Origin of the sequence: Nocardioides sp. LML1-1-1.1 (assembly GCF_040676175.1) — a bacterium.
Classification (GTDB): domain Bacteria; phylum Actinomycetota; class Actinomycetes; order Propionibacteriales; family Nocardioidaceae; genus Nocardioides.
The window spans coordinates 164357-187963 of record NZ_JBEGHK010000004.1; the positions used below are offsets into that span (position 1 = coordinate 164357).

Below are 23607 nucleotides of genomic sequence, written 5' to 3' on the forward strand. Positions count from 1 at the left end.
GCCGCACCCTAGGCGACGCCCACCTTCACCGACATCACGTCGGGCAGGTCGGCGGCGATCTGGCGCCAGGTCTCGCCGTCGTCGGCGGAGGCCCAGACCGAGCCGTTGCGGGCGCCGAGGTAGAGGCCGGCCGGGTCGCCGGAGTCGACGCACAGGGCGTCGCGCATGACGCCGACGTAGAAGGCGTCCGGCAACCCCTCGCCGTACGACGACCACGACTCGCCCGCGTCGTCGGAGCGCCAGACCCGGGCCTTCGCCTCGGGCGGGTAGCGGCGCTCACCGCCGCCGAGCGGGAACACCCAGATCGTGTCGGGCCGGTGCGGGTGGACCACGATCGGGAAGCCGAAGTCGCTCGGCAGGTCGTCGCCGATCGAGGTCCAGGCGCCGCCCTCGTCGTCGGAGCGGTAGACGCCCCCGTGGTTCTGCGCGTAGAGCCGCTCGGGGCGGGAGGGGTGGCGGTCGACCTTGTGGACGCACTGGCCGAACTCGGGGTAGCGCTGGTCCTCGGGCAGGAAGTCGGCGCGGATTCCCTGGTTGCGCGGCGCCCAGGACGCCCCACCGTCGGTCGTGCGGTAGACGCCGCCCGTCGAGATCGCGACGGTCAGCGACGCCGGGTCGCCGGGGTGGGGCAGCACCGTGTGGAAGGCCTGGCCGCCGAAGCCGGCGTCCCACTGCGGCCGGTGCGGGTGGTTCCACAGGCCCTCCTCCAGCGTGAAGGACGCGCCGCCGTCGCGTGAGGTGAACACCGCCCCCGGCTCCGTGCCGGCGTGCAGCACGCCGTCCTCGACACCCGGCACCAGCTGCCAGATCCGCTCCACGGAGGCACCGGCGCCGTCGGGGAACCGGATCGCCCCGTTGGGCGTCTCCTGCCAGGAGGCGCCGAGGTCGTCGGACCAGCGCAGCTGCGGGCCCAGCCAGCTCGAGGACGCGCCGGCGAACAGGCGCGGCGTGCCGCCGCGGGTGTCGACCAGGCAGGAGTACACCTCCTCCATGTCGTGGTGCGGGCCGGTGAAGGTCCACTCGTCCCGGTCCGGGGAGGTGCCCACCCACAGACCCTTGCGCGTGCCGACCATGAGGATCGTCGTCATCCCAGCCTCCTGCTGCCTCACCTGTGTGCCGCTCTGCCCAGGATGACCTGGCCCGGCGCCGGAAGTCATCGGTGCGGCCCCTAGGTTGTCCGGATGACGACCACCCACCACCGGCCCACGCTGCCCACGGCGGTCGGCCTGGTGGTGGTCGGGGTGGCCTCGGTCCAGCTCGGCGCGGGCTTCGCGAAGCTGCTCTTCAGCGACATCGAGCCCAACGGCGTCGTCTGGTTGCGGCTGGCCACCAGCGCCGTCGTGCTGCTGCTGTGGGCGCGGCCCCGGCTCACCGGGCGCTCGCGAGCCGACTGGTGGGTCGTGGTCCGGTACGGCGCGTGCCTGGGCACCATGAACTGGGCGATCTACCAGTCCTTCTCGCGGATCCCGATCGGGGTCGCGGTGACCATCGAGTTCATCGGCCCCCTGGTGCTGGCCGCCCTCGGCTTCCGCCGCCCGCGCGACCTGGCCTGGGTCGGGCTGGCCGCCCTCGGCGTGGTGCTGCTGGGCTTCGAACGCGGCCACCTCGACCCGCTCGGCGTCGCCCTGGCCCTGCTCGCAGGCGCGCTCTGGGCCGGCTACATCGTCTCCAGCGCCGCGACCGGGCAGCGCTGGGAGGGCCTCGACGGGCTGGCCGTGGCCGCCCTGATCGCGGTCGGCATGCTCTCCCCGCTGCTGCTCACGGTCGACGGCGACGACCTGGTCGACGGACGGATCCTGCTGATCGGCGCAGCCGTCGGCTTGCTCAGCTCGGTGGTGCCCTACAGCGCCGAGCTGGTCGCGCTGCGCACCCTGCCCGCGGCCACCCTCAGCGTGCTGCTCAGCCTGGAGCCGGCGGCCGCGGCGCTGGCCGGGCTGGTCGTGGTCGGCGAGGACCTCGCGCCGGTGCAGTGGCTGGCGATCGGCTGCGTGGTCGTCGCCAGCGTGGGCGCGACCCGGGCGACCCGCCGACCTCTTCACCCAGATGTCATCTCGGAGTGACCCGGGGCACATCCGCGGCTCCTAGCGTGGAGGGCCTCCCCCATCCGCCACCGCCTCGGAGGCGCACCCATGTCCCTCCTCTCCCTGCCCCGCACCTGGGCCGAGCGGGCCGCCTCCCGGGCCCAGCTGACCGCCCGCCGCAACGCGATGGTCGCGCTCACCGCGTGCACGCAGCGCCGTACCGAGCGGGAGGAGGTGGAGCGCTTCCTGTGCGAGCGGGCCGCCGCCCGCGCGGCCCGGCACGACGCTCCCGTCTCGCTCCACGCCTAGCCGCCGGGCCGCCGCGGCGCGGTTCGGGCAGAATCGGGGCATGGCGACCTCTGCTCCCCGCCCCGAACAGGTCGTCCGGTCGGCGTCGCTCGCCTTCCGCGACATCCTGTCCGACGACGGCACCCACGTCCGGGCCTGGACGAACGACCCCGACGGGGTGATCGACGGTCCGACCGTCGTGCTGTGCAACGGCCTCGGCACCAACCCCTACCTGTGGCCCTGGCTGCTGGACCCCGACTGCGGGGTCCGGGTCGTCTCCTGGAACCACCGCGGTGTCGGCGGCTCCGAGCGTCCCCGCGACCGCAGGCACGTCGAGATCGAGCACTTCGTGCAGGACGGTCTCTCGGTCATGGACCACTTCGGGATCGACCACGCCGTGCTGATGGGCTGGTCGATGGGCGTCAACACCGCCTTCGAGCTGGCCTACCGCCACCCCGAACGGGTCCGCGGCATCTTCGCCATGTGCGGCGTGCCCGGCGACACCTTCGCCACCATGCTCGCGCCCCTCCACCTGCCCCGCCTCGTGGCGCGCACGATCACCGTCAACGCCTGCCGGGTCGCCGCGCACGCCGGCGTCATCGCCAACCCGATCGCGCGGCGGCTGCCGATGGGCCCGCGGACGGTCCGGCTGCTCGGCCGCACCGGCTTCATGTTCCCGGTGCCGGACCCCGAGGCGGCCGCGCTCGGCCTGCAGGAGTTCGTCACCACCCCGGTCGACTGGTACGCCCGGCTCGCCATCGCCACCTCACGCCACGCCCGGGTGCGGCTGAGCAAGATCGACGTGCCGACGCTCTTCGTCGCCGCGACGTACGACGTCCTGGCGGGCGCGCGCGACATGGCCAGCGCCTCGCGCCGGCTCGCCGAGCGCGGCGTCCCCTCCGAGTACGTCGAGCTGCGCGGCTCGCACTTCGTCCAGCTGGAGCAGCCAGAGACGGTGCACCAGCTGCTGCTGGGCTTCCTCGAGGGCATCGGATGACGCGCCGCTCGGCGGCTGCACTGGCTCCCGGGCTGCTCGTCCTCGGGCTGCTGGCCGCCGGGTGCGGCCAGGGCGGCAACGAGTCGGACGTCGAGGTGGCCGGCACCTCCGCGCCCACCCAGGGCTCGGCCGACGGCGCGAGCACGGTCGTCATCGACGGCGTACCGGACGTGGTGGCGACGATCGCCACCGGCCTGGCCACCCCGTGGGGCATCGACTTCCTGCCCGACGGCAGCGCGATCGTCACCGAGCGCGACTCCGCGCGGGTGCTCCACGTGACCGCGCCCGAGCTGACCGACGGCACGTCGAAGGAGCAGGGGAAGGTCGTCGAGCTCGGGCGCATCCCCCAGGCCGCGCCCCAGGGCGAGGCCGGCCTGCTCGGCGTCGCCGTCTCTCCCGGCTTCGCCAGCGACGGGTTGCTCTACTTCTACGTCAGCACCGCGAAGGACAACCGGGTGGTGCGCGCCCGTCTCGAGGGCACGAGCCTCGGCAAGCCGCAGCCGGTCCTCACCGGCATCCCGGCCGGGCTGCGCCACGACGGCGGCCGGATGGCCTTCGGTCCCGACGGCTACCTGTACGTCTCCACCGGCGAGACCGGCGACGACCAGCTCGCGCGCGACAGGAAGTCCCTGGCCGGCAAGATCCTGCGGATCACCACCGATGGCCGGCCGGCCCCCGACAACCCCTTCGGCACGCTGGTCTGGTCGTGGGGCCACCGCAACGTGCAGGGCCTGGCCTTCGACCCCGACGGCTCGCTGTGGGCCACCGAGCTCGGCGACAAGAAGGCCGACGAGCTCAACCGCATCCTGCCCGGCGAGGACTACGGCTGGCCGGTCGTGGAGGGCTTCGGCGGCCCGAAGCGGTTCACTCCCCCACAGCTGACCTGGAAGACCTCCGAGGCCTCCCCCTCCGGCCTCGCCTACGCCGGCGGCTACCTCTGGATGGCCGCGCTGCGTGGCGAGCGGCTGTGGCGGGTCAAGGTCGCCGGTGGCCAGGTGAGCGACCCGACGGCGTACTTCACCGGCACGGACGACGACGGCTACGGTCGCCTGCGCACCGTGGTCGCCGCCCCCGACGGCCGGCTCTGGCTGGCCACCAGCAACAAGGACGGACGCGGTGAGGCCGCCGCGGACGACGACCGGATCCTGCTGATCGACCCCTAGGCGGGCGTGCGGGTGATCCGCGCCCGCCGCGACGCCCGGCGCAGCGTGGTCAGCACCGCCGGGCCGAGCAGGGCGATGGCGAGCGCGTTGGTGATCGCCCGGCCGGTGTCCCAGCCGCCGGTCGAGGTGAGCACCGTGTAGACCAGGAAGTGGTGCAGGTTCTCCAGCACCGGGGCGCCCGGGGCGTAGGACACCGCGGTCGAGTCCTGCCCCGGCACCTGCACGCCGGCGATGAACGGCCAGCCCTGGAGGTTCATCAGCAGGCCGTAGAGGTACGCCGACAGCACGCCGTACGCCGCCAGCAGCACGATCTCCGCCCGCCCGGTGAAGCGCCGCGGCAGCAGCCCGGCACCCATCCCGACCCAGCCGGCGACGAGCATCTGGAAGGGCAGCCACGGGCCGGCGCCGGCGGTCATCAGCGCGGAGGCGAACAGCGAGGTGCAGCCGAGCACGAAGCCGAAGCCCGCACCGAACACCCGCCCGCCGAGGATCAGCAGGAAGAAGACGAGCTCCAGGCCCGCCGTACCGGCGCTGAGGAGGCGGAGCACGGCGTTGACCGCGCTGAGCACGCCGAGCAGGGCGAGCACCCGGGCGTCCATCCCGCCCTCGCTCAGCTCCGCGGCGACGACGGCGAGCAGCAACGGGAGCAGGGCGAGGAAGAGGAACGGCGGGTCGACGCGCTCGGCGCTCGGGTCGATGTCGAGCAGCAGCGGCCAGGCCAGCATGAGCAGGCCGATGACCGAGGTGAGGACCAGGACGACGCGTGAGCGCGCGGCGAGCGGGACCGCGACGCCGTCCCTCATGAGTCCTCCAGCGCGGCCGCGACCTCGGCGACGGTGAGCCAGCCGGGCCCGAGCACCTTGGTGACCTGCGGGGCGAAGGCCGGGGACTCGGCGACCGCGGCGGCGACCGGGCCGTGCGAGACCACCTCCCCCTCCGCCAGCACGACGAGCTCGTCGGCCACCTGCGCCACGAACTCCACGTCGTGGGTCGCCACCAGCACCGTCCGCTCGGCGGCCAGGTCGCGCACGACCTCCGCGAGGGCGTGCTTGGCGGGGTAGTCGAGCCCGCGGGTCGGCTCGTCGAGCAGCAGCACCGGCGGTCGGGCGGTGAGCACGATGGCGACCGCCAGCGCGAGCCGCTGGCCCTCGGACAGGTCCCGCGGGTGCTGGTCGTCGTCGATGCCGGGCGCGAGCCGGCCGAGCAGGGCGCGACACGTGCCGTCGGCGGCCTCGGCGGACCGGTCCGCGGCGGCGCACTCCTCCGTGACGGTCTCCAGGTAGAGCAGGTCCGCCGGGCTCTGCGGCACCAGACCGGTGGTCGCGCGGCGCTGCTCGGGCCGCAGGCCGGCCGGGTCGTGGCCGGCCACCCGGACCGTGCCGCTCGCCGCGCCGTAGCGGCCCTGGAGCGCCCACAGCAGGGTCGACTTGCCCGCGCCGTTGCGGCCCATCAGCGCGGTGACGGTGCCGGGCCGCAGGCTCAGGTCGACCTCGCGGAGCACGGGTGTGCGGCCGTGGCTGACCACCAGGCGTCGTACGTCGACCACGGGCTCCGCGGCCCGCGGGAGCGGACGCTCCGGCGGCTCCGGCAGCCGCTCGCGCACGGCCGGCGCGAGACGGCGGGCGTCGCGCACGGTCAGCGGCAACGGTTCCCAGCCGGCGAGGCGGCCGAGCTCGACGAGCGGCGGTGCGGTCGGGGCGTCGCGCAGCACCTCGGCCGGGTCGCCCACCCGCAGCCGGCCGCCCGCCTCCAGCACGCAGAGCCGGTCGGCGAACGGCACGACCCGCTCCAGCCGGTGCTCGGCGAGCAGCACGGAGACGTCGAGGTCGTGCACCAGCCGGGTGAGGGTGGCCAGCACGTCCTCCGCGGCGGTCGGGTCGAGCGCGGAGGTCGGCTCGTCGAGCACGAGCAGCCGCGGGTGCGTGGTGAGCACGGCCCCGATCGCGACCCGCTGCTGCTGGCCGCCGGACAGGGTGCGCAGGTCGCGGTGCCGCAGCTCGGCGATGCCCAGCAGGTCGAGGGTCTCCTCCACCCGGCGGCGCATGGTCGCCGGCGCCAGGCCGAGCTGCTCCATGCCGAAGGCCAGCTCCTCCTCGACCGTGTCGGTGACGAACCACGCGGACGGGTTCTGCCCGACGAAGCCCACGGCGTGGGCGCGCTCGCGCGCCGGGAGCCCGATCACGCTGGTGCCGTCGAGCAGCACCTCGCCGCTCAGCACGCCGCCGCTGAAGCCGGGGACCAGCCCGGCGACGACGCCGAGCAGGGTGGACTTGCCGACGCCGGTCGGGCCGGCGAGCACGACCAGCTCACCGGGCTCGAGGGTGAGGTCGACGCCGTCGAGGACCGGAGTGCCGTGCTCGTCGTAGGCGAACCGGACGTCGCGCAGCTCCATCACGCCACGCTCACCGCCTCCCGGCTGCGCTCCCGGCTGTGCGCGGTGAGCGGCGGCGGGGCCACCCAGACCGGCAGCACCGCGACCAGGACGGCGACCACCGCCAACGGCGACAGCGCCGGTACGCCGAGCACGCCCGGGTGCGCGACGTCGACGTCCCAGCGCTGGACGGCCCACAGGCCGGCACCCGTCGCGATCCCGGAGAGCGCCACGACGACCTCGGCCGGTCGCCAGCGGTCGGGCCGGTAGCGGGTCCGCTCCACCCGGCGCCCGGCCGAGACGAAGCCCGCGAGCGCGACGAGCGTCCCCCCGAGCAGCATCGGCAGCGCGAGCACCTGCGGCGCGGAGGCGTCGAGGAAGGCGTAGACGCCGACCACGACGCCGAGCAGCCCCGCCACCATCAGCGCGCCGGTGGTGCGCCGCTGGGCGGGCGTCGCGGCCCCGCTGCGGCCGTAGCCCCGGGCGTCCATCCCCGCCGCCAGGGCGAGCGAGCGCTCGAAGGCGTCCTCCAGCACCGGCACCAGGAGCCGGCGCAGGCCACGGACCCGGCCCTCGGCTCCCCCGCGCAGCTGCTGCGCCGCGCGCACCCGGGCGGCGCTGTCGGCGAGCTGCGGCAGGACGTTGATGGCGACCGTCATCGCCGTGCCGATCTCGTAGAGGGCGGGCGGCAGCGACTTCATCAGCCGCTTCGGGTTGGCCAGCGCGTTGGCGGCACCGACGGCGATGACCAGGGTGGAGAGCCGCAGCCCCTCGTAGGTCGCCGCGAGCAGCTCCTCGCGGGTGAACGGGCCGAGCAGGTCGATGCCCGCCACCCAGTCGGGCAGCGCGACCGAGGGCAGCGTGAAGAGCACGTGCCCGGGGACGTCGCCGCCCAGCAGCACGCGGAACCCGATCCGGACCACCACCAGCACCACGCCGAGCCACACGTAGAGCCGGAACGAGCGAGCCCACGGCTGGTCCGAGCGGCAGGTGAGGACCGTCAGCGTGATGGCGCCGAGCAGGAGCGCGAGGAGGAACGGGTTCGTCGTGAACGACGTGCCGACCGCCAGTCCCAGCGCCCAGGTCCACCAGGCGACGGGATGCAGGTCCCGCGGGATCCTCATCGCCGTGCGTCAGCCCAGCCGGCGCCGGATCAGCGGGACGGCGCCCGCCGCGCCGAGCACGCCCACGCCCGCCCCGACGCCGAGCCAGGTGCCCAGCGAGGAGTCGTCGTCGCCGGTGTGCGCGCGGTCGGTCTCCGGGCCCGCGGTGATGTCCTCGACGCCCGGCAGCGCGCTGCTGGTCGCCGTGGTCGGTGTGGTCGGCGTGGTCGGCGTGGTCGGTGCCGTGGTCGTCGGTGCGGCGGAGGTCGCGCTGGTCGGGGTGGAGGTCGGCGTCGCGCTGGACGTCACCGTGCCGCTCGGGGTCGCGGACGGCGTCGCGGTCGGGGTCCGCCCCGGCCCGCCCTTCGTGCCCCCGCCCTTGGTGCCCTGGGTCGCCTGGGTGCTCGGCGCACCGGACGTGGTGGGCGTCGCCTTCGGCACCCGCGGGGTCGGTACGGCGTCCGGCGGGGCCGCCTTGCCCGCTCCCTCGTGCCACGCGAAGGCGACGTAGCCACCGGTCGGCACCCGCAGGCTGGTCACGCCCCGGGTGGCGAAGGTCCACTTCCCGGTCTTGCCGTCGGAGACCCACAGGCTCCAGAAGGCGTCGGTGGCCGCGCAGTCTCGGTCCGCCGGCTGGCCGTTGATCTGGCAGGTGAAGCCGGGGTCGGTCGCCCGCGGGGTGAGCGCGAACCCGGCGTTGGCGAAGTTGTCGACCGCCCGGGCACCGGGCTTGCTGTCGCAGCCGACCTGGATCTCCGAGCCCGCCGGCAGCTCGTTGAAGTCGACGACCACCGTCACCCCGGTCGCGCCCGGGCAGGCACCGGCCGCGGCGGCGGCCGGTGAGGCAGGCAGGAACACCAGCCCGGCCGCCGCGAACGCACTCGCGACGACCGGTCCGAGAAGGCCGGTGACCCGCACGGTCAGCGCACCACCCGGAAGGTGGTCGTGCCGCGCCGGTCGGAGAACTGGCCGAGCACGACCACGCTCTTGAGGCCCTTGACCCGGCCGACCCGGAAGCTCACCCGGGCCACGCCGGTCGAGGTCGCCGTGGCGGTGCGGATCGCGCGGCCGGCGTACCGGACGGTGAAGCGCTCGGCCGGGGCGAGGCCGGTGACCGTGACGACCTGCAGGCCGCCACGCTTGACCCGGGTGCTGCGCACCTTCGGACGGAAGGTCTTCGCGCCCAGGGTCTTGATGGTCGTGGTGACGCCGCCGCCGGTCCAGCGCAGCGCGAGCACGCGGTTGCCGGTCGCGGCCGGCAGCGTGACCTTCGCGTAGCCGGGACCGGCGATCGCGCGGGCGTTGCCGAAGCCGGCGAGGCAGGCCGGCTGGCCGGCGCGCAGGCCGGTCGACCGGACGGTCACGGTGGTGCCGGCACGGACGTAGCCCGTCGGGCCGTAGACCCGGCCCGCCACGGGGTTGCTCAGGTAGGCGAGGCCGGCGAGCGCCTGGGCGCTGGCGAGGATCCAGGTCGGCCGGTCGGCGGCCGCGATCTCGCGGTCGGCGCGGGCATCGGCGATGGCCGTGGCGTCGTAGGCGATGGCTCCGGCCTCGGGGTCGAGGACGGAGGTGCAGCCCGCGAGCTTCGTCAGCTGGCGGCTCGCCACCCAGGCCGCGGCCCTGGCGGCAGCGGCGGTCTCGCCGGCTTCGCCGAGCGCCCACGCGGCGAGCCCGGTCGAGTTGGAATTGTAGGGCAGGAAGTCGCTGAGGCCGAGCGAGCCGTCCGCCGCCTGCTGGCTCACGAGCCACGCCGTGCCCTTGTCCACCGCCGTCTGCGAGGCGGCGGCCTCCTGCGAGGCCAGCGCCGCGACCGCGAGCGAGGTGGTGTCGACGTCGGGGACACAGGTCGCCGGAGTGGTGGAGGTGTCGAAGTAGCCCCACCCGCCGTTCGCGCACTGGCCGCCGACCAGGAAGTCGGTCGCGGCCTGGGTCTCGCCGCTGCCGGCGATCTCCAGGGCGAGGACGGCCGAGGACTGGCCGAAGTAGTCGGCGTCGCCCCACGACGGGGTCAGCCGGCCGGACGGCTCCACGACGCCCTCGAGCCGCGCGATCAGGTCGACGTGATCGGTGCCGGCGTCCTTCGGGTTCGCGGCCTCGGCGTAGAACGCGGCGGCCTTCGCGACCCGGCCGCTCTTGGACGTGTCGCCCTCGGTGCCGATGAAGTCGGCAAGGGCGCCGTCGACGCCGGTGGTGACCTGGGTGAGCAGGCTCGCGTCGACACCGGTGCGGGCGAGCGCCGTACCGAAGTCGAGGGTGGCGGACACGCTCGAGGCGTCGGCGCCGAAGACCCCGGCCTCGGTGAGCTGCGCCTTCAGCCAGGTGGCGGCGGCCTTGGCCTCCGGGGACGGGACGTCGGCGGCGTGCGCCCCCGGCGTGGGGCCGGCGAGGGTGAGGCCGGAGGCGACGAGCGCTCCCCCGGCCAGCAGGGCGCCGGCGCGCGTACGGATCGACATGGGTTTCCTTCCCGCTGCAGGCAGCGGGCGCCGGCGAGGCCGTCGACCGCTGCGATTCCACGACAGCGTGGTGTCAGGACGTCCGCGGCAGGTGCTCCGGCTCGCCACCCCGAGGTGGCCTACGGTTGCGGGTCAGCGCCGGACTTCGACCGGCTTCCCCCGCGACGGGCGCATGGTGGGTTATCGAGCGCAGCGTACCTTTCGCGCGCGCTCTCGGCCCCATCCCCGGCGGATCAGGCCGTCAGCAGCGAGCGCGGCTCCTCGCGGGTGAGCCGCCAGCCGGCCCGCAGCTCCAGCACCGGGACGCTGGTGGTGAGGGCGCCGGTGAGCCGGGTCAGCGCCAGCCGTACGTCGGCGGCGGTCATCGTGAGACCGACGCTGCCCAGCAGCGTGAGCAGCTCGGCGTCGAGGACCAGGAACGCGAGCGCCGGGTCGACGGCGACCAGGGGCAGCACGGCGACCAGGCCGAGGACGAGCAGCAGGCGACGCTTCACGTCTCGATGATGGCCCGCAACTTTCTGCCGAAACACAGCGTCTGTCCAGGCAAGCAACCACTCTCGGAAGGCAGACCCATGAACCGTCACCTCGCCTCGCTCACCGCCGCCGGCCTCGTCGCCGCGGCAACGCTCGTCGCCGGCGCCGCGCCGGCACCCGCCGCGCCGGCGTACCAGGGCCGGGTGGTCGCCACCGGCGGCGTCGTCCAGCGCACGGCCCCCTCCACCCACGTCGGTACGACGGGCGCGGGCATCCGCAAGGGCACGGTCGTCACGCTCGACTGCCAGCTCAACGGCACCGTCGTCGGGGGCAACCAGCGCTGGTACAAGATCCACGGCCGCGACGCCTGGATCGCCGCCCGCTACGTGCAGAACATCGGCCGCGCGCCGGTCGCCTGCACCGGCGGCCAGTGGGCCTACGAGACCCGCACGGGCACGAACATCCGCCGCGGGCCGAGCACCCGGGACGCCAAGATCGGCTCGCTGCCGCGCGGCACCGAGGTGCTCAGCCGCTGGGTGGCCCGGCGGGGTCAGTCCGTCGGTGGCAACCGCACCTGGGTGGCGGTGGAGACCACGAACGGCAACCGTGGCTGGATCTCGGTGACCGCGCTGCGCAGGACCGCCTAGGAGAGCTTCTCCAGGATCAGCTCCCGCACCCGGGCCGCGTCGGCCTGGCCGCGGGTGGCCTTCATGACCGCGCCGATGACCGCCCCCGCGGCGGCGTGGTTGCCACCCCGGATCTTGTCGGCGATGTCCGGCTGCGCGGCGAGCGCCTCGTCGATGGCCGCCAGCAGCGGGCCGTCGTCGGAGACCAGGGCCAGTCCGCGCTTCTCGATGACCTCGGCGGCGCTGCCCTCGCCGGCGATGAGGCCGTCGAACACCTGGCGGGCGAGCTTGTCGTTGATGGTCTTCGCATCCACCAGCGCCTGCACCTCGGCCACCTGCTGCGGCGTGACACCGACCTCGGCCAGCTCGACGCCCGCGTCGTTGGCCCGGCGCAGCAGGTCGGCGACCCACCACTTGCGGGCCGACTGCGGGGCGGCGCCGGCGGCGACGGTCGCCTCGATGAGGGGCAGCGCACCGGAGGCCCAGACGTCGCGCATCTCCAGGTCGGAGAAGGCGTACTCCTCCTGCAGGCGCGCGCGCTTCGTCGCGGGGTTCTCCGGCAGCGTGGCGCGCAGCTCCTCGACCCACTCCCGGCTGGGAGCGACCGGCACCAGGTCCGGCTCGGGGAAGTAGCGGTAGTCCTCGGCGTCGGACTTCTCCCGGCCCGAGGACGTCGAGCCGTCGTTCTCGTGGAAGTGCCGGGTCTCCTGGAGCACCGAGCCACCGGCGTCGAGGATGCCCGCGTGCCGTGACATCTCGTAGCGCACGGCGCGCTCGACCGAGCGCAGCGAGTTGACGTTCTTGGTCTCCGAGCGGGTGCCGAGCGCGTCCGAGCCCTTCGGGGCCAGCGACAGGTTGACGTCGGCACGGATGGAGCCCTGGTCCATCCGCGCGTCGGAGACACCGAGCGCGACGATCAGGTCCCGGATCGCCGAGACGTAGGCCTTCGCGACCAGCGGCGCCTTCGCCCCCGCGCCGAGGATCGGCTTGGTGACGATCTCGATCAGGGGGATGCCGGCCCGGTTGTAGTCGACCAGCGAGTAGTCGGCGCCGTGGATCCGGCCGTCCGAACCACCGACGTGGCTCGACTTGCCGGTGTCCTCCTCCATGTGGGCGCGCTCGATGTCGATGCGGAAGGTCTCGCCCTCCACCTCGACGTCGAGCCAGCCCTCGAAGGCGATCGGCTCGTCGTACTGCGAGGTCTGGAAGTTCTTCGGCATGTCCGGGTAGAAGTAGTTCTTCCGGGCGAAGCGGCACCACTCGGCGATCTCGCAGTTGAGCGCGAGGCCGATCCGGATCGCCGACTCCACGGCCTTGCCGTTGACGACCGGCATCGCGCCCGGGAGACCCAGGCAGGTCGGGCAGACCTGCGTGTTGGGCTCGCCGCCGAAGGTCGCCGGGCAGCCGCAGAACATCTTGGTGTTGGTGTTCAGCTCGACGTGGATCTCCAGACCCAGCGCCGGGTCGTACGCTGCCACGACGTCGTCGAAGTCGACCAGCACGTCGCTCATCGCGCACCTTCTTCCTGGAGGTCGAGCTTGTCGAGGCCGAGGATGGGGCCGCCCCAGCGGGCGGTCAGGGCGGTCTCGACGGCCGCGCCCACCCGGTAGAGCCGGTCGTCGGCCAGCGCCGGGGCCAACACCTGGAAGCCGACCGGGAGGCCGTCCTCGTCGGCGAGGCCGGCCGGGACCGAGATGCCGGGGACGCCGGCGAGGTTGGCCGGGATGGTGGCCAGGTCCTGCAGGTACATCGCCAGCGGGTCGTCGAGCTTCTCCCCCAGCGGGAACGCCGTGGTCGGCGAGGTCGGCGAGACCAGCACGTCGACCTGCTCGAAGGCGGCGGCGAAGTCGCGCGAGATCAGCGTGCGGACCTTCTGCGCCTGGCCGTAGTAGGCGTCGTAGTAGCCGCTGGACAGGGCGTAGGTGCCGATCATGATCCGGCGCTTGACCTCGTCGCCGAAGCCGGCGTCGCGGGTCGCCTTCATGACCGCCTCGGCGCTCGGGTCGCCCTCCGGGACGACGCGCAGGCCGTAGCGCATGGCGTCGAACTTGGCGAGGTTGGAGGAGCACTCCGCCGGCAGGATGAGGTAGTAGGTCGCCATCGCGTGCACGAAGGTCGGGCAGGAGATCTCGGTGACCTCCGCGCCCAGCTCCTTCAGCAGGTCGACGGTCTCGGCGAAGCGGGACAGCACGCCCTGCTGCCAGCCGGGCCCCCCTGAGCCTGTCGAAGGGTCGCCGGCCAGCTCCTTGATGACGCCCACCTTGAGGCCGGCCAGGTCGCCGGTCGCGCCCTGCTGGGCGGCCTGCACGTAGGCGCCGACCGGTGCGTCGACCGAGGTCGAGTCCAGCGGGTCGTGCCCGCCGATCAGCTCGTGCAGGAGCGCGGAGTCGAGCACGGTCCGGGTGACCGGGCCGACCTGGTCCAGGCTGTTGGCGAGGGCGACCAGGCCGTAGCGGGAGACCCCGCCGTAGGTCGGCTTCACGCCCACGGTGCCGGTGACGGCGCCGGGCTGGCGGATCGAGCCGCCGGTGTCGGTGCCCAGGGCCAGCGGCGCCTCGAAGGACGCCACGGCCGCGGCCGACCCGCCGCCGGAGCCGCCCGGGATCCGGGTCCGGTCCCACGGGTTGCGGGTCGGGCCGTAGGCCGAGTGCTCGGTCGAGGAGCCCATGGCGAACTCGTCCATGTTGGTCTTGCCGAGGATCGGGAGGCCGGCGGCCTTGATCTTGCGGACCACGGTCGCGTCGTACGGCGGCACCCAGCCCTCGAGGATCTTCGAGCCGCACGTCGTGGGCAGGCCCTGGGTGGCCAGCACGTCCTTGACGGCGATCGGCACGCCGTCGAGCAGGTGGCGGGTCTCCCCGGCGGCCCGGCGCGCGTCGGACTCGGCCGCCTGGGCGAGCGCACCCTCGGCGTCGACGTGCAGGAAGGCGTGCACGCCGGACTCGGCGCTGCCGTCGACGGCGGCGATCCGGTCGAGGTGGACCTGGGTCAGCTCGACCGAGGTGGTCTCGCCGGCGGCCAGCGCGTCGGCGAGCTCGGCGGCGGTCTTCGTGATGATCTCGCTCACTGCTCCTCCCCCAGGATCCGCGGCACCCGGAAGCGCTGCGCCTCGGCCTCCGGGGCGCCGGAGAGCGCCTGCTCGGCGCTCAGCCCGGGCACCACGACGTCCTCACGGAAGACGTTGGTGAGCGGGATCGGGTGGGAGGTCGGCGGCACGTCGTCGCCGGCCACCCCACTGATCGAAGCGACCGCCTCGAGGATCACGTTGAGCTGGGGAGCCAGGTGGTCCAGCTCGGCGTCGTCGAGGTCGATCCGGGCGAGATCGGCCAGGTGGGCCACCTCGTCGCGGGAGATCTGAGCCATGCCGTTCATCTTAGGGTTCGGGACACTCCCTAGAATCCGGCGGGTGCACGCCTCTGACTCCTCGCCACCGCGGATCCCGCAGCGCGCACTCGTCGCGGGCGGCCCCGCCGACCTGCTCGACGGCTTCGCGGCGCGCCTCGCCACCGCCCTCGACGTCCCCCTCGTCCCCGCCGACGGGCTCGCCGGCCGAGCGGAGGTGCAGCAGCTGGCCGCCTTCGAGGGGTGGGTCAGCACCGCCGAGCAGTACGCCGACCGGGCGGTCCTGCTCCCCCGGGCCGAGGTCGTCGTGGTGGTCCTGGGCGAGGAGCCGGGCACGCTGCGCAGCCTGGTGCGCCGTACCGTCCGCCGGATCCGGGCGGAGGGCGCCGAGCCGGACCTGGCGTGGGTGGACCTTGTCCCGGCGACGTACCCGGAGGCCGAGGTGGTGCGCCTGGCCGGCACCGAGGCGACCGAGGCCTGGCTCTCCCAGCTCAGAGGTTGACGCGCAGGAAGCGCTCGGTCTCCTCCATCGCCGCCTCGAACCGCGGCCCGAAGGCGTGCCCCTCGCCGGCGTAGGTGCGCAGCGTGACGTCGACCCCGGCCCGGCGCATCAGCCGGGCGGTCTGCCGGCTCCACGCGATCGGGCAGGTGTCGTCGGCGGTGCCGTGCAGCAGCAGGACCGGCTCGGTGATGTCGTCGAAGCGGCTCCGGGCGCTGATCCCGGCCCAGAACGCGGGCCGGTCGGCCGGCTCGCCGTGGGCACGCAGGATCGCCCTGGTGGCCACGCCGCGGCCGTCGTCGCCGCGGATGAAGTGCTCGAAGTTCTCGGCCGCGTCCGAGCTGACCGAGGCGAAGGCCACGCCGGCCCGGACCAGCCCGGGCTGCACCGTCAACGCGTTCTGGACGACGCCGCCGCCCATCGAGCGCCCCACCAGCGCGATCCGTTCGTCGTCGACCGGGCCGTCCCAGGCGCGCAGCGCGAGCACCGCGTTGACGACGTCCTCGGTGTAGCCCATCCGCATGTCCAGGCCGCCGCTGCGGTCCGGGCTCGACTCCGCGTGGCCGCGGTAGTCGACGTGCAGCGCGACGTAGCCGTGCTCGCCGAACCAGGCCCGCTCCCGGGTCATCCCCTGGCCGTTCACGTAGACGGCCGGGTCGATGTAGCCGTGGGCCAGCACCACCGCCGGGAAGGGGCCCTTGCCGTCGGGCACCGCGATCCGGCCGGAGAGGGTCAGCCCGCCGCCGCGGTAGGTGACCCGGTACTCCCGGTGGCGCGGCCCCCGCAGCACCTCCTCGCCGAGCCGGAGCCGGGCGCCGTCGTAGGTCGTGGCGGCGAGGGCGGCCAACGACACCGGGTCGGGTGCGGCGGCCGAGGGGCTCGCCGACGTGGCCGGGCTCGTCGTGGCCGAGGGCCGGGGCGCGGGCGGGTCCGCCTCCGGCGTCGTGGCGCTGCAGGCGCCGAGCAGCAGCGCCAGCAGGACCGCCCCGACCACCCGTCTCATCGACTCACCCCGCCGCCGGCCCGTTCTCCAACAGGTCCTTGAACCCGTCCTCGTCGAGCACGGGAACGCCGAGCTGCTCGGCCTTGTCGGCCTTGGAGCCGGCGTTGTCGCCGACCACGACGTAGTCGGTCTTCTTCGACACCGACCCGGCCGCCTTGCCGCCACGGGACAGGATCGCCTCCTTGGCAGAGTCGCGGGAGAAGTCCACCAGCGAGCCGGTCACGACGACGGTCAGGCCCTCCAGGGTGCGGGCCACGGACTCGTCGCGCGCGTCGGCCATGGAGACGCCCGCGGCGGCCCACTTCTCGACGATGGCCACGTGCCAGTCGACCTCGAACCACTCGATGACGGCGCGCGCGATGACCGGCCCCACGCCCTCGGCGGCGGCCAGCTGCTCCTCGGTGGCCGCCCGGATGGCCTCCATCGAGCCGAACTCCTGGGCGAGCGCGCGGGAGGCGCTGGGGCCGGTGTGGCGGATCGACAGCGCGACGATCACCCGCCAGAGCGGGACCTGCTTGCGGCTGTCGAGGTTGGCGAGCAGCTTCTCCCCGTTGGCGCTGAGCTGCGGGCCGTCCTCGTCCTTCTTTGCGGCCCGGGTGAACAGCGGTGCCGTGCGCAGCTTGCCGGCGTCGAGGTCGAACACGTCGCCCTCGTTGGTGATCGCGCCCGCCTCCAGCAGGGCGACCGCCGCCTCGTAGCCGAGGCCCTCGATGTCGAAGGCGTTGCGGCTCGCGACGAAGAAGACCCGCTCGCGCACCTGGCCGGGGCACCTCTCGTGGTTGGGGCAGCGCCGGTCCTTGTCGCCCTCCTTCTGCTCGACGAGCTCGGTCCCGCAGGCGGGGCAGGTCGTCGGGGGCACCCACGGCGCGAGCCCGTCGGGGCGCAGGTCGCGCACCGGGCCGACGATCTCCGGGATCACGTCGCCGGCCTTGCGCAGGATCACCGTGTCCCCGGGCCGGACGTCCTTGCGCTCGACCTCGTGGAAGTTGTGCAGCGTGGCGTTCTCGACCGTGGAGCCCGCGACCTTGACCGGGGTCATCACGCCGTACGGCGTCACCCGGCCGGTGCGCCCGACGTTGACCGCGATGTCCAGCAGCTCGGTGTTGACCTCCTCAGGCGGGTACTTGAACGCGATCGCCCAGCGCGGCGCCCGGCTCGTCGAGCCCAGCCGGCGCTGGAGCGCCACGTCGTCGACCTTCACCACGACGCCGTCGATCTCGTAGGGCACGATCGTGTGCCGGTGCTTCCCGGCGTTCTCGATGTAGGCCTCCACCTCGGCCAGCGTGGCGAGCACCCTGACCTGCTCGGAGATCGGCAGCCCCCACGCGGCCAGCGCGGCGTAGGCCTGCGACTGCGCGGTCGGCTCGAAGCCCTCGCGCGCGCCGATGCCGTGGCACACCATGCCGAGCGCGCGGGTCGCGGTCACCCGCGGGTCCTTCTGGCGCAACGACCCGGCGGCGGCGTTGCGCGGGTTGGCGAAGGCGGGCTTGCCGGCCTCGGTCATCGAGACGTTGAGCGCCTCGAACGCCTCGGCGGGCAGGAACACCTCGCCGCGCACCTCGACGAGGTCCGGCACGGCGTACTCGTCGGTGGGGGTCAGCCGGTGCGGCACCGCCGCGATGGTCTTGACGTTGGGCGTCACGTCCTCGCCGGTGCGCCCGTCGCCGCGGGTCAGCGCGCGGACCAGGCGGCCCTTCTCGTAGAGCAGGTTGATCGCCAGGCCGTCGACCTTCAGCTCGCACAGCAGCGGCGGCTCGCCGGCACCCTCGCGGGCCAGCCGGGCATACCACGCCGCCAGCTCCTCGCTCGAGAAGGCGTTGTCGAGGCTCTCCATCCGCTGCAGGTGGTCGACCGCGGTGAACTCGGTGGACACGGCGCCGCCGACCTTCTGGGTGGGCGAGTCCGGCGTACGGAGCTCGGGGAACTCCTCCTCCAGGGCCTCCAGCCGCCGCATCCGGACGTCGAAGTCGGCGTCGGAGAGGGTCGGGTCGTCGAGCACGTAGTAGCGCCACCGCGCCTGCTCCACCTCGTCGGTGAGGGTGGCGTGCTCGTCGCGGGCCGCGGGGGGTACGACGGGGAGGTCGGCCTGGCTCATGGAGGACATCTTGCCGGTCACCACCGACCACCCGCTCCTCCGGCGGCCGGGTGTCGGTGGTCCGCGGCAGGCTCGGCCCCGACGGTCCGGGAATGGTCCGGATCGTCGCGCGCTTGACAGAACGAAACCGTTCCGTACCATCTACGTGGAACGAAACCGTTCCGTTCCATCCAATTCCGTCAGGAGGTGCCCGTGGTCCCGCGCATCAGCCGCCGTGAGGCGCCGAGCCGTCCCCGCGTGGAGGGCGACCGCGAGCAGGAGATCCTCGACGCCACCATCGCCGTGCTCATCGAGTCCGGCTACGACCGGCTCACCATGGACGCCGTCGCGGCGAAGGCCAAGGCCTCCAAGGCGACGCTCTACCGCAAGTGGGAGGGCAAGGCCGCCCTCGTCATCGACGCCCTCATGTCACAGAAGACCCCGCTCGCCGTACCCGCCGACACCGGGAGCCTGCGCGGCGACCTGCTCGCGGTGTTCTGCGGCTCCGGCGGGCTCACCGACGAGCACCAGACCGCGCTGCTCGGCAGCGTGATCACCGCCATCGGCCGGGACGCGGAGTTCGCGGCCGGCTTCCGCGAGCGCTTCATCGCGCCCAAGGCCGCCGTCGCGCGGGAGATCTACGAGCGTGCCCACGCGCGCGGCGAGATCTGCGACGACGTCGACCTCGACCTGCTCACCGCGGCGCTGCCCGGCATCGTGCTGCACCGCATGTTCCTCCTCGGCGACCAGCCGACCCCCGACCTGATCGCCCGTGTCGTCGACCAGGTCATCCTCCCGGCCGCCACCCGCGGCTGACCCTTCTCACCCCAAGGAACCACCTTGACCGACATCACGTCCTCGGACCTGCCGGACGACACCACGTCGTCCCACGTGGCCGACCCGCCGTCCTCCCCCGGCCACTACGGCTGGGCCCTCGTGCTGATCTGCATGGCGCAGCTGATGGTGGTGCTCGACAGCACCATCGCCAACATCGCCCTGCCCTACATCGGCACGGACCTCAAGATCGACGCCTCCAACCTGTCCTGGGTCGTCACCGGCTACGCCCTGGCCTTCGGTGGCCTGCTCCTGCTCGGCGGCCGGCTCGGCGACCTGTTCGGCCGCCGCCGGATCTTCATGATCGGTGTCGCGCTCTTCGCGGTCGCCTCCGCGCTCGGTGGGATCGCGCAGAACGAGGCCATGCTGCTGGGCTCGCGGGGCCTGCAGGGTCTTGGCGCCGCGCTCGCCTCGCCGACCGCCCTCGCGCTGATCACCACGACGTTCCCGGCCGGGCCCGCCCGGAACCGCGCGTTCTCCGTGTTCGCGATGATGTCCGGCATCGGTGCCGCCATCGGCCTGATCCTCGGCGGCTGGCTGACCGACCTCGACCCCAGCTGGGGCTGGCGCCTGACCTTCCTCATCAACGTCCCGATCGGCCTCGTGGCGGCCTTCCTCGCCCCGCGCCTGCTCCCGGACACCGACCACCACGCGGGTGCGCTCGACCTGCCCGGCGCCATCCTCGGCACCGGCGGCCTGCTCGCCCTGGTCTACGGCATCACCCGCACCAGCAACGTCGACCCGGACACCATCTCGCAGGTCAACCCGCAGGGCAGCACCTACGGTTGGGGCGACCCGGTCGCACTGACGGCGATGATCGTCGGCGTCGTGGCCCTGATCGCCTTCGTCCTCGCCGAGAGCCGGATCAAGAGCCCGCTCATGCCGCTGTCGATCTTCGCCAGCCGCGCTCGGGCCGTGGCGTTCGTGTCGATGATGATCACCCCCGCCGCGATGTTCGCGATGTTCTTCTTCCTCTCCCTCTACATCCAGAACGTGATGGGGTACTCCCCGCTCAAGGCCGGCTTCGCGTTCCTGCCGTTCTGCTTCGGCATGGTCTTCGGTGCCACGCTGTCCTCGAAGCTGATGACGAAGTTCGACCCGCGCTTCCTGGCCGGCACGGGCACGCTGCTCGCGGGCTTCGCGCTGTTCATGTTCTCGCGCATCGAGTTCGGCTCGGAGAACTACTGGACCGACATCGCGCCGTTCATCGTGGTGATGTCGCTGGGCATGGGCCTGACCTTCGTGCCGATGACCCTGGTCGCCGTGCACGGCGTGCGCACCCAGGACGCCGGCATCGGCTCGGGCGTCCTCAACACCATGCAGCAGGTCGGTGGCGCGCTCGGCCTGGCCACCCTCTCGGCCGTCGCCTCGCACTACACCACGCAGAAGCTCGGCGACCTCGCCGCGGCGAACCCCACCAACCCGCTCAACGGGCTGGAGGCCTTCGCCGACGGTGCGACCCACGCCTTCCTCGTCGGCGCGTTCATGATCTGGGCCGCCTCGCTGATCGTGTGGCTGCTGCTCAACGTCAAGCACGAGGAGATCGCGACCGACGGCGTCCCGGAGGGCGTCCACGTCGGCTGAGGTTCCCCGCGCAGACCAGGGCCCGCCGGAGCGAGATACTCCGGCGGGCCCTGTCCCGTTCTCAGGTGGTCAGCTCGTGAGGAGCCGCTCGATCGCCTCCACGAAGGCCGGTACGTCGTCCGGCTTGCGGCTGGTCACCAGCTTGCGGTCCACGACCACCTCGGCGTCGACCCAGTCGCCGCCCGCGTTGCGGATGTCGTCCTGCAGGCTCGGCCAGCTGGTGAGCCGGCGGCCCTCGACGAGCCCGGCGGAGACCAGCAGCCAAGGCCCGTGGCAGATGACGGCGAGCGGCTTGTCGGCCGCGGCGACCTTGCGGACGAGTGTCTGGGCGCGCTGGTCGACGCGCAGGTGGTCGGCGTTGACCGTGCCGCCGGGGACGACGAGCGCGTCGATCGTGTCCACGTCGAGGTCGGCGTACGCCCCGTCCGTCTCGATCTTCTGCGTCGGCGTCACGTCGCCCTCGGCGGCCTGGATCGGCGACCCGTCCCGGGACAGCACCCGCACCTCGGCGCCGGCCTCGCGCAGGCGGTCGCGGGGGCCGACGAGCTCGGGCTCCTCGACGTAGTCACCGGCGATGATGGCGACGACCTTGCCGCTCAGGTCGGGCATGGCACAGCTCCTCAGGTGGGGGAACCCCCTGTTACCCAGCGGCGCACCGGGCAGTCGGTCAGCCCAGCGAGCGGGCGACCGAGCCGAGCAGCTCCGTGGCGCGTCGCGCACCGGCGGCGCCGGCCCCCGCGAGCCCGCACGACGGCGTGACCACGAGGTGCTCCCCCACCGTGGCCGGGTCGAGGCCGAGCAGGTCGAGCCAGCGCAGCACCCGCTCCACGACGGCCTTGTCGGAGGGCAGCTCTCCCGAGGTCGGTACGACGCCGAGGGCCACCGTCGCGGCAGCCTCCAGCGCCTCGGCGGCGGCGTCCATCCCCTCAGGTCCCAGCAGGTCCAGGTCGATCATCACCCCGCGCGCGCCCGCCCCGCGCAGCAGGCCGATCGGCACGTCCGGCGCGCAGCAGTGCACCCAGGCGGTGGCGCCGGCGGCCGTGGCGGCAGCGAGCACCTCCTCCAGCGCCTCGCTGGCCTCGGGCGGGTGGATGGTGCGGTGCCGGCCGAAGCCGGACGCGGTGGGGACCTGCGCCGCGAGCACCGCGGGCAGGGCGGGCTCGTCGAGCTGGAGCACCAGCTCGGTGGCGCGGGGCAGCCGGCGACGCACGTCGGCGAGATGGTCGCTCACCGCCAGCGCGAGCGCCTGGGCGAGGTCACGACGGGCGCCGTGGTCGGCGAGCAGCTTGTCGCCGCGCGGGCGCTCGACGGTCGCGGCGAGCGTCCAGGGGCCGGTGACCTGCACCTTGAAGGGGCCGGCGTGGTCGGCCGCCCGCTCCTCCAGCGCGTCCAGGTCCTGGGCGAGCAGGCTGCGGGCCCGGCGCTGGTCGAGCGGCGGGGCGCCGGAGGTGCCGGTCAGCCGCCAGCCCCCGGGCTGCAGGTCGGCGTCCAGCTCACCGACCAGTCCGAGGGTGCGCCCGGTCATCGCGGCGGTGGCGCCGCGGCCGGGCACCTCGGGGAGGTAGGGCAGGTCCTCGGCGAGCTCGCCCAGCACGATCGCCAGCGCCTCGTCGTACGCCTGCTGGGTGGTGCCGGGGAAGGAGCCGATCCCGGATGCCCTCACGCGGGCACCCGCTCGGCGAGGGTGATGGTGGCCGAGCCGACGACGCGCGTGCCGTCGTAGACGACGACGGCCTGGCCGGGGGCGATGCCCTCGGCGCGGTCGATCAGCTCGACGTCGAGGACGCCGTCCCCCACGCGGACCACCGCGCGGTGCTCCGCCCCGTGGGCCCGCAGCTGCACGGTGACACCGGGCCCGTCGAGGATCGCGCCGGCGGGCAGCGCCGCACCGCACCAGCGCAGCCGGTCGCCGGTGATCCGCTCGATGGCCAGCCGCTCGCGCGGGCCGACGGTGACCGTGCCGCTCACCGGCTCGATGTCGAGCACGAAGCGCGGCCGGCCGTCAGGGGCGGGGTGGCCGAGCCGCAGCCCGCGGCGCTGGCCGATCGTGAACGCGTAGGTGCCCTCGTGGTGCCCGAGCACCGCGCCGGTCGCCTCGTCGCGGATCTCCCCGCCGTGGTTGGGTGCGCGGTCACCGAGCTTCTCCCGCAGCCAGCCCGCGTTGTCACCGTCGGCGACGAAGCAGATGTCGTGGCTGTCGGGCTTGTCGGCGACGAGGAGACCGCGGGCGGCGGCCTCCGCGCGCACCTGGGGCTTGGGGGTGTCGCCGAGCGGGAACAGCGAGTGCCGCAGCTGCTGCTCGTCGAGCACACCGAGCACGTAGGACTGGTCCTTCGCCCCGTCCGCCGCCCGGTGCAGCTCCACCCCGGACGGACCATCCACGACCGTGGCGTAGTGACCGGTCGCGACCGCGTCGAAGCCCAGCCCGAGCGCCCGGTCGAGGACCGCGGCGAACTTGATCCTCTCGTTGCAGCGCAGGCACGGGTTCGGGGTCTCGCCGGCGGCATAACTGTCCATGAAGTCCTCGACCACGTCGGTGTGGAAGCGGTCGGAGAGGTCCCAGACGTAGAACGGGATACCGATCACGTCGGCCGCGCGGCGGGCGTCGTTCGCGTCCTCGATGGTGCAGCAGCCGCGCGCCCCCGAGCGGTAGGACTTGGGGTTGCGCGAGAGCGCGAGGTGGATGCCGGTGACGTCGTGGCCGGCCTCGTGGGCGCGCGCGGCGGCGACGGCCGAGTCCACTCCCCCGGACATGGCGGCGACGACCTTCATCGC

23 protein-coding genes are annotated in these 23607 nt (G+C 73.9%); 8 read left to right on the forward strand and 15 right to left on the reverse strand.

Going from position 1 to position 23607, the window contains the following annotated elements:
* Positions 1–8: 8 nt before the first annotated feature.
* Positions 9–1088: a WD40/YVTN/BNR-like repeat-containing protein gene (locus MRBLML1_RS15930; protein WP_364517657.1), complete on the reverse strand. Its 1080-nt coding sequence runs from the start codon at positions 1086–1088 to the stop codon at positions 9–11.
* A gap of 93 nt (positions 1089–1181) precedes the next feature.
* On the opposite strand from MRBLML1_RS15930, the gene MRBLML1_RS15935 reads away from it, so the two are divergent.
* The 4 genes from MRBLML1_RS15935 to MRBLML1_RS15950 all read left to right on the forward strand — a co-directional run bounded on the left by MRBLML1_RS15935 (position 1182) and on the right by MRBLML1_RS15950 (position 4469).
* Positions 1182–2060 carry an EamA family transporter gene (locus MRBLML1_RS15935; protein ID WP_364517659.1) on the forward strand — a complete coding sequence of 293 codons (879 nt, stop codon included), beginning with the start codon at positions 1182–1184 and terminating at the stop codon, positions 2058–2060.
* A gap of 69 nt (positions 2061–2129) precedes the next feature.
* Positions 2130–2330 (forward strand): hypothetical protein, encoded by a 201-nt coding sequence (locus MRBLML1_RS15940; protein WP_364517661.1) that lies wholly within the window; start codon positions 2130–2132, stop codon positions 2328–2330.
* 40 nt (positions 2331–2370) lie between these two features.
* Positions 2371–3306, forward strand: coding sequence for an alpha/beta fold hydrolase (locus MRBLML1_RS15945; RefSeq protein ID WP_364517663.1), 936 nt, complete (start codon positions 2371–2373; stop codon positions 3304–3306).
* Positions 3303–4469, forward strand: a complete 1167-nt coding sequence (locus MRBLML1_RS15950) for a PQQ-dependent sugar dehydrogenase (RefSeq protein WP_364517665.1) — start codon at positions 3303–3305, stop codon at positions 4467–4469. Before MRBLML1_RS15945 ends, MRBLML1_RS15950 begins: the two co-directional genes overlap by 4 nt.
* Here MRBLML1_RS15950 and MRBLML1_RS15955 read toward each other — a convergent pair.
* The 6 genes from MRBLML1_RS15955 to MRBLML1_RS15980 all read right to left on the reverse strand — a co-directional run bounded on the left by MRBLML1_RS15955 (position 4466) and on the right by MRBLML1_RS15980 (position 10890).
* Positions 4466–5272: an ECF transporter S component gene (locus MRBLML1_RS15955; RefSeq protein ID WP_364517667.1), complete on the reverse strand. Its 807-nt coding sequence runs from the start codon at positions 5270–5272 to the stop codon at positions 4466–4468. The two genes, MRBLML1_RS15950 and MRBLML1_RS15955, sit on opposite strands and share 4 nt — an antisense overlap.
* On the reverse strand, positions 5269–6864 hold the full coding sequence (locus MRBLML1_RS15960) for an ABC transporter ATP-binding protein (protein ID WP_414691259.1): 1596 nt from the start codon (positions 6862–6864) through the stop codon (positions 5269–5271). The genes MRBLML1_RS15955 and MRBLML1_RS15960 overlap by 4 nt, the downstream gene beginning before the upstream one ends.
* Positions 6861–7964, reverse strand: a complete 1104-nt coding sequence (locus tag MRBLML1_RS15965) for an energy-coupling factor transporter transmembrane component T (protein WP_364517671.1) — start codon at positions 7962–7964, stop codon at positions 6861–6863. Before MRBLML1_RS15965 ends, MRBLML1_RS15960 begins: the two co-directional genes overlap by 4 nt.
* Positions 7965–7973: 9 nt before the next feature.
* Positions 7974–8861: a hypothetical protein gene (locus MRBLML1_RS15970; RefSeq protein ID WP_364517673.1), complete on the reverse strand. Its 888-nt coding sequence runs from the start codon at positions 8859–8861 to the stop codon at positions 7974–7976.
* A gap of 2 nt (positions 8862–8863) precedes the next feature.
* A complete protein-coding gene (locus MRBLML1_RS15975) occupies positions 8864–10396 on the reverse strand; it encodes a hypothetical protein (RefSeq protein WP_364517675.1) in 1533 nt (510 codons plus the stop codon).
* Positions 10397–10629: 233 nt separating this feature from the next.
* The gene (locus tag MRBLML1_RS15980) at positions 10630–10890 is read right to left on the reverse strand and encodes a hypothetical protein (RefSeq protein ID WP_364517677.1); all 261 of its coding nucleotides are present in this window, start codon (positions 10888–10890) and stop codon (positions 10630–10632) included.
* Between the two features lie 78 nt (positions 10891–10968).
* On the opposite strand from MRBLML1_RS15980, the gene MRBLML1_RS15985 reads away from it, so the two are divergent.
* On the forward strand, positions 10969–11517 hold the full coding sequence (locus MRBLML1_RS15985) for a hypothetical protein (protein ID WP_364517679.1): 549 nt from the start codon (positions 10969–10971) through the stop codon (positions 11515–11517).
* On the opposite strand, the gene gatB is transcribed toward MRBLML1_RS15985, so the two are convergent.
* From gatB to gatC, 3 genes are read right to left on the reverse strand one after another with little or no spacing between them, the layout of a single operon-like run.
* Complete coding sequence (gene gatB, locus MRBLML1_RS15990; protein ID WP_364517681.1) at positions 11514–13007, reverse strand: Asp-tRNA(Asn)/Glu-tRNA(Gln) amidotransferase subunit GatB; 1494 nt, start codon at positions 13005–13007, stop codon at positions 11514–11516. The genes MRBLML1_RS15985 and gatB overlap by 4 nt on opposite strands.
* Complete coding sequence (gene gatA / locus MRBLML1_RS15995; RefSeq protein WP_364517683.1) at positions 13004–14563, reverse strand: Asp-tRNA(Asn)/Glu-tRNA(Gln) amidotransferase subunit GatA; 1560 nt, start codon at positions 14561–14563, stop codon at positions 13004–13006. The genes gatB and gatA overlap by 4 nt, the downstream gene beginning before the upstream one ends.
* Positions 14560–14859 (reverse strand): Asp-tRNA(Asn)/Glu-tRNA(Gln) amidotransferase subunit GatC, encoded by a 300-nt coding sequence (gene gatC / locus MRBLML1_RS16000; RefSeq protein ID WP_364517685.1) that lies wholly within the window; start codon positions 14857–14859, stop codon positions 14560–14562. Before gatC ends, gatA begins: the two co-directional genes overlap by 4 nt.
* 43 nt (positions 14860–14902) lie before the next feature.
* On the opposite strand from gatC, the gene MRBLML1_RS16005 reads away from it, so the two are divergent.
* Positions 14903–15340 (forward strand): hypothetical protein, encoded by a 438-nt coding sequence (locus MRBLML1_RS16005; RefSeq protein WP_364517687.1) that lies wholly within the window; start codon positions 14903–14905, stop codon positions 15338–15340.
* Here MRBLML1_RS16005 and MRBLML1_RS16010 read toward each other — a convergent pair.
* Both MRBLML1_RS16010 and ligA read right to left on the reverse strand, forming a co-directional pair.
* Positions 15330–16340, reverse strand: coding sequence for an alpha/beta hydrolase family protein (locus MRBLML1_RS16010; RefSeq protein WP_364517689.1), 1011 nt, complete (start codon positions 16338–16340; stop codon positions 15330–15332). The two genes, MRBLML1_RS16005 and MRBLML1_RS16010, sit on opposite strands and share 11 nt — an antisense overlap.
* Before the next feature lie 4 nt (positions 16341–16344).
* Positions 16345–18435 (reverse strand): NAD-dependent DNA ligase LigA, encoded by a 2091-nt coding sequence (gene ligA, locus MRBLML1_RS16015; RefSeq protein ID WP_364517691.1) that lies wholly within the window; start codon positions 18433–18435, stop codon positions 16345–16347.
* Positions 18436–18627: 192 nt separating this feature from the next.
* On the opposite strand from ligA, the gene MRBLML1_RS16020 reads away from it, so the two are divergent.
* Together MRBLML1_RS16020 and MRBLML1_RS16025 are read left to right on the forward strand one after the other, a co-directional pair.
* Positions 18628–19230: a TetR-like C-terminal domain-containing protein gene (locus MRBLML1_RS16020; protein WP_364517693.1), complete on the forward strand. Its 603-nt coding sequence runs from the start codon at positions 18628–18630 to the stop codon at positions 19228–19230.
* A 24-nt stretch (positions 19231–19254) separates the two neighbouring features.
* Positions 19255–20832, forward strand: coding sequence for an MFS transporter (locus MRBLML1_RS16025; RefSeq protein WP_364517695.1), 1578 nt, complete (start codon positions 19255–19257; stop codon positions 20830–20832).
* A gap of 69 nt (positions 20833–20901) precedes the next feature.
* Here the strand turns inward: MRBLML1_RS16025 and MRBLML1_RS16030 are convergent, their stop codons facing one another.
* Genes MRBLML1_RS16030 through mnmA form a run of 3 tightly spaced genes read right to left on the reverse strand, consistent with a single transcriptional unit; the run spans position 20902 to position 23604 of the window.
* Positions 20902–21441 carry a type 1 glutamine amidotransferase domain-containing protein gene (locus MRBLML1_RS16030; RefSeq protein ID WP_364517697.1) on the reverse strand — a complete coding sequence of 180 codons (540 nt, stop codon included), beginning with the start codon at positions 21439–21441 and terminating at the stop codon, positions 20902–20904.
* Positions 21442–21499: 58 nt separating this feature from the next.
* Entirely contained in the window at positions 21500–22495 is a 996-nt protein-coding gene (locus MRBLML1_RS16035; RefSeq protein WP_364517698.1) for a methionine synthase, read from the reverse strand.
* Positions 22492–23604, reverse strand: coding sequence for a tRNA 2-thiouridine(34) synthase MnmA (mnmA, locus tag MRBLML1_RS16040; protein ID WP_364517700.1), 1113 nt, complete (start codon positions 23602–23604; stop codon positions 22492–22494). The genes MRBLML1_RS16035 and mnmA overlap by 4 nt, the downstream gene beginning before the upstream one ends.
* Between the last annotated feature and the right edge of the window lie 3 nt (positions 23605–23607).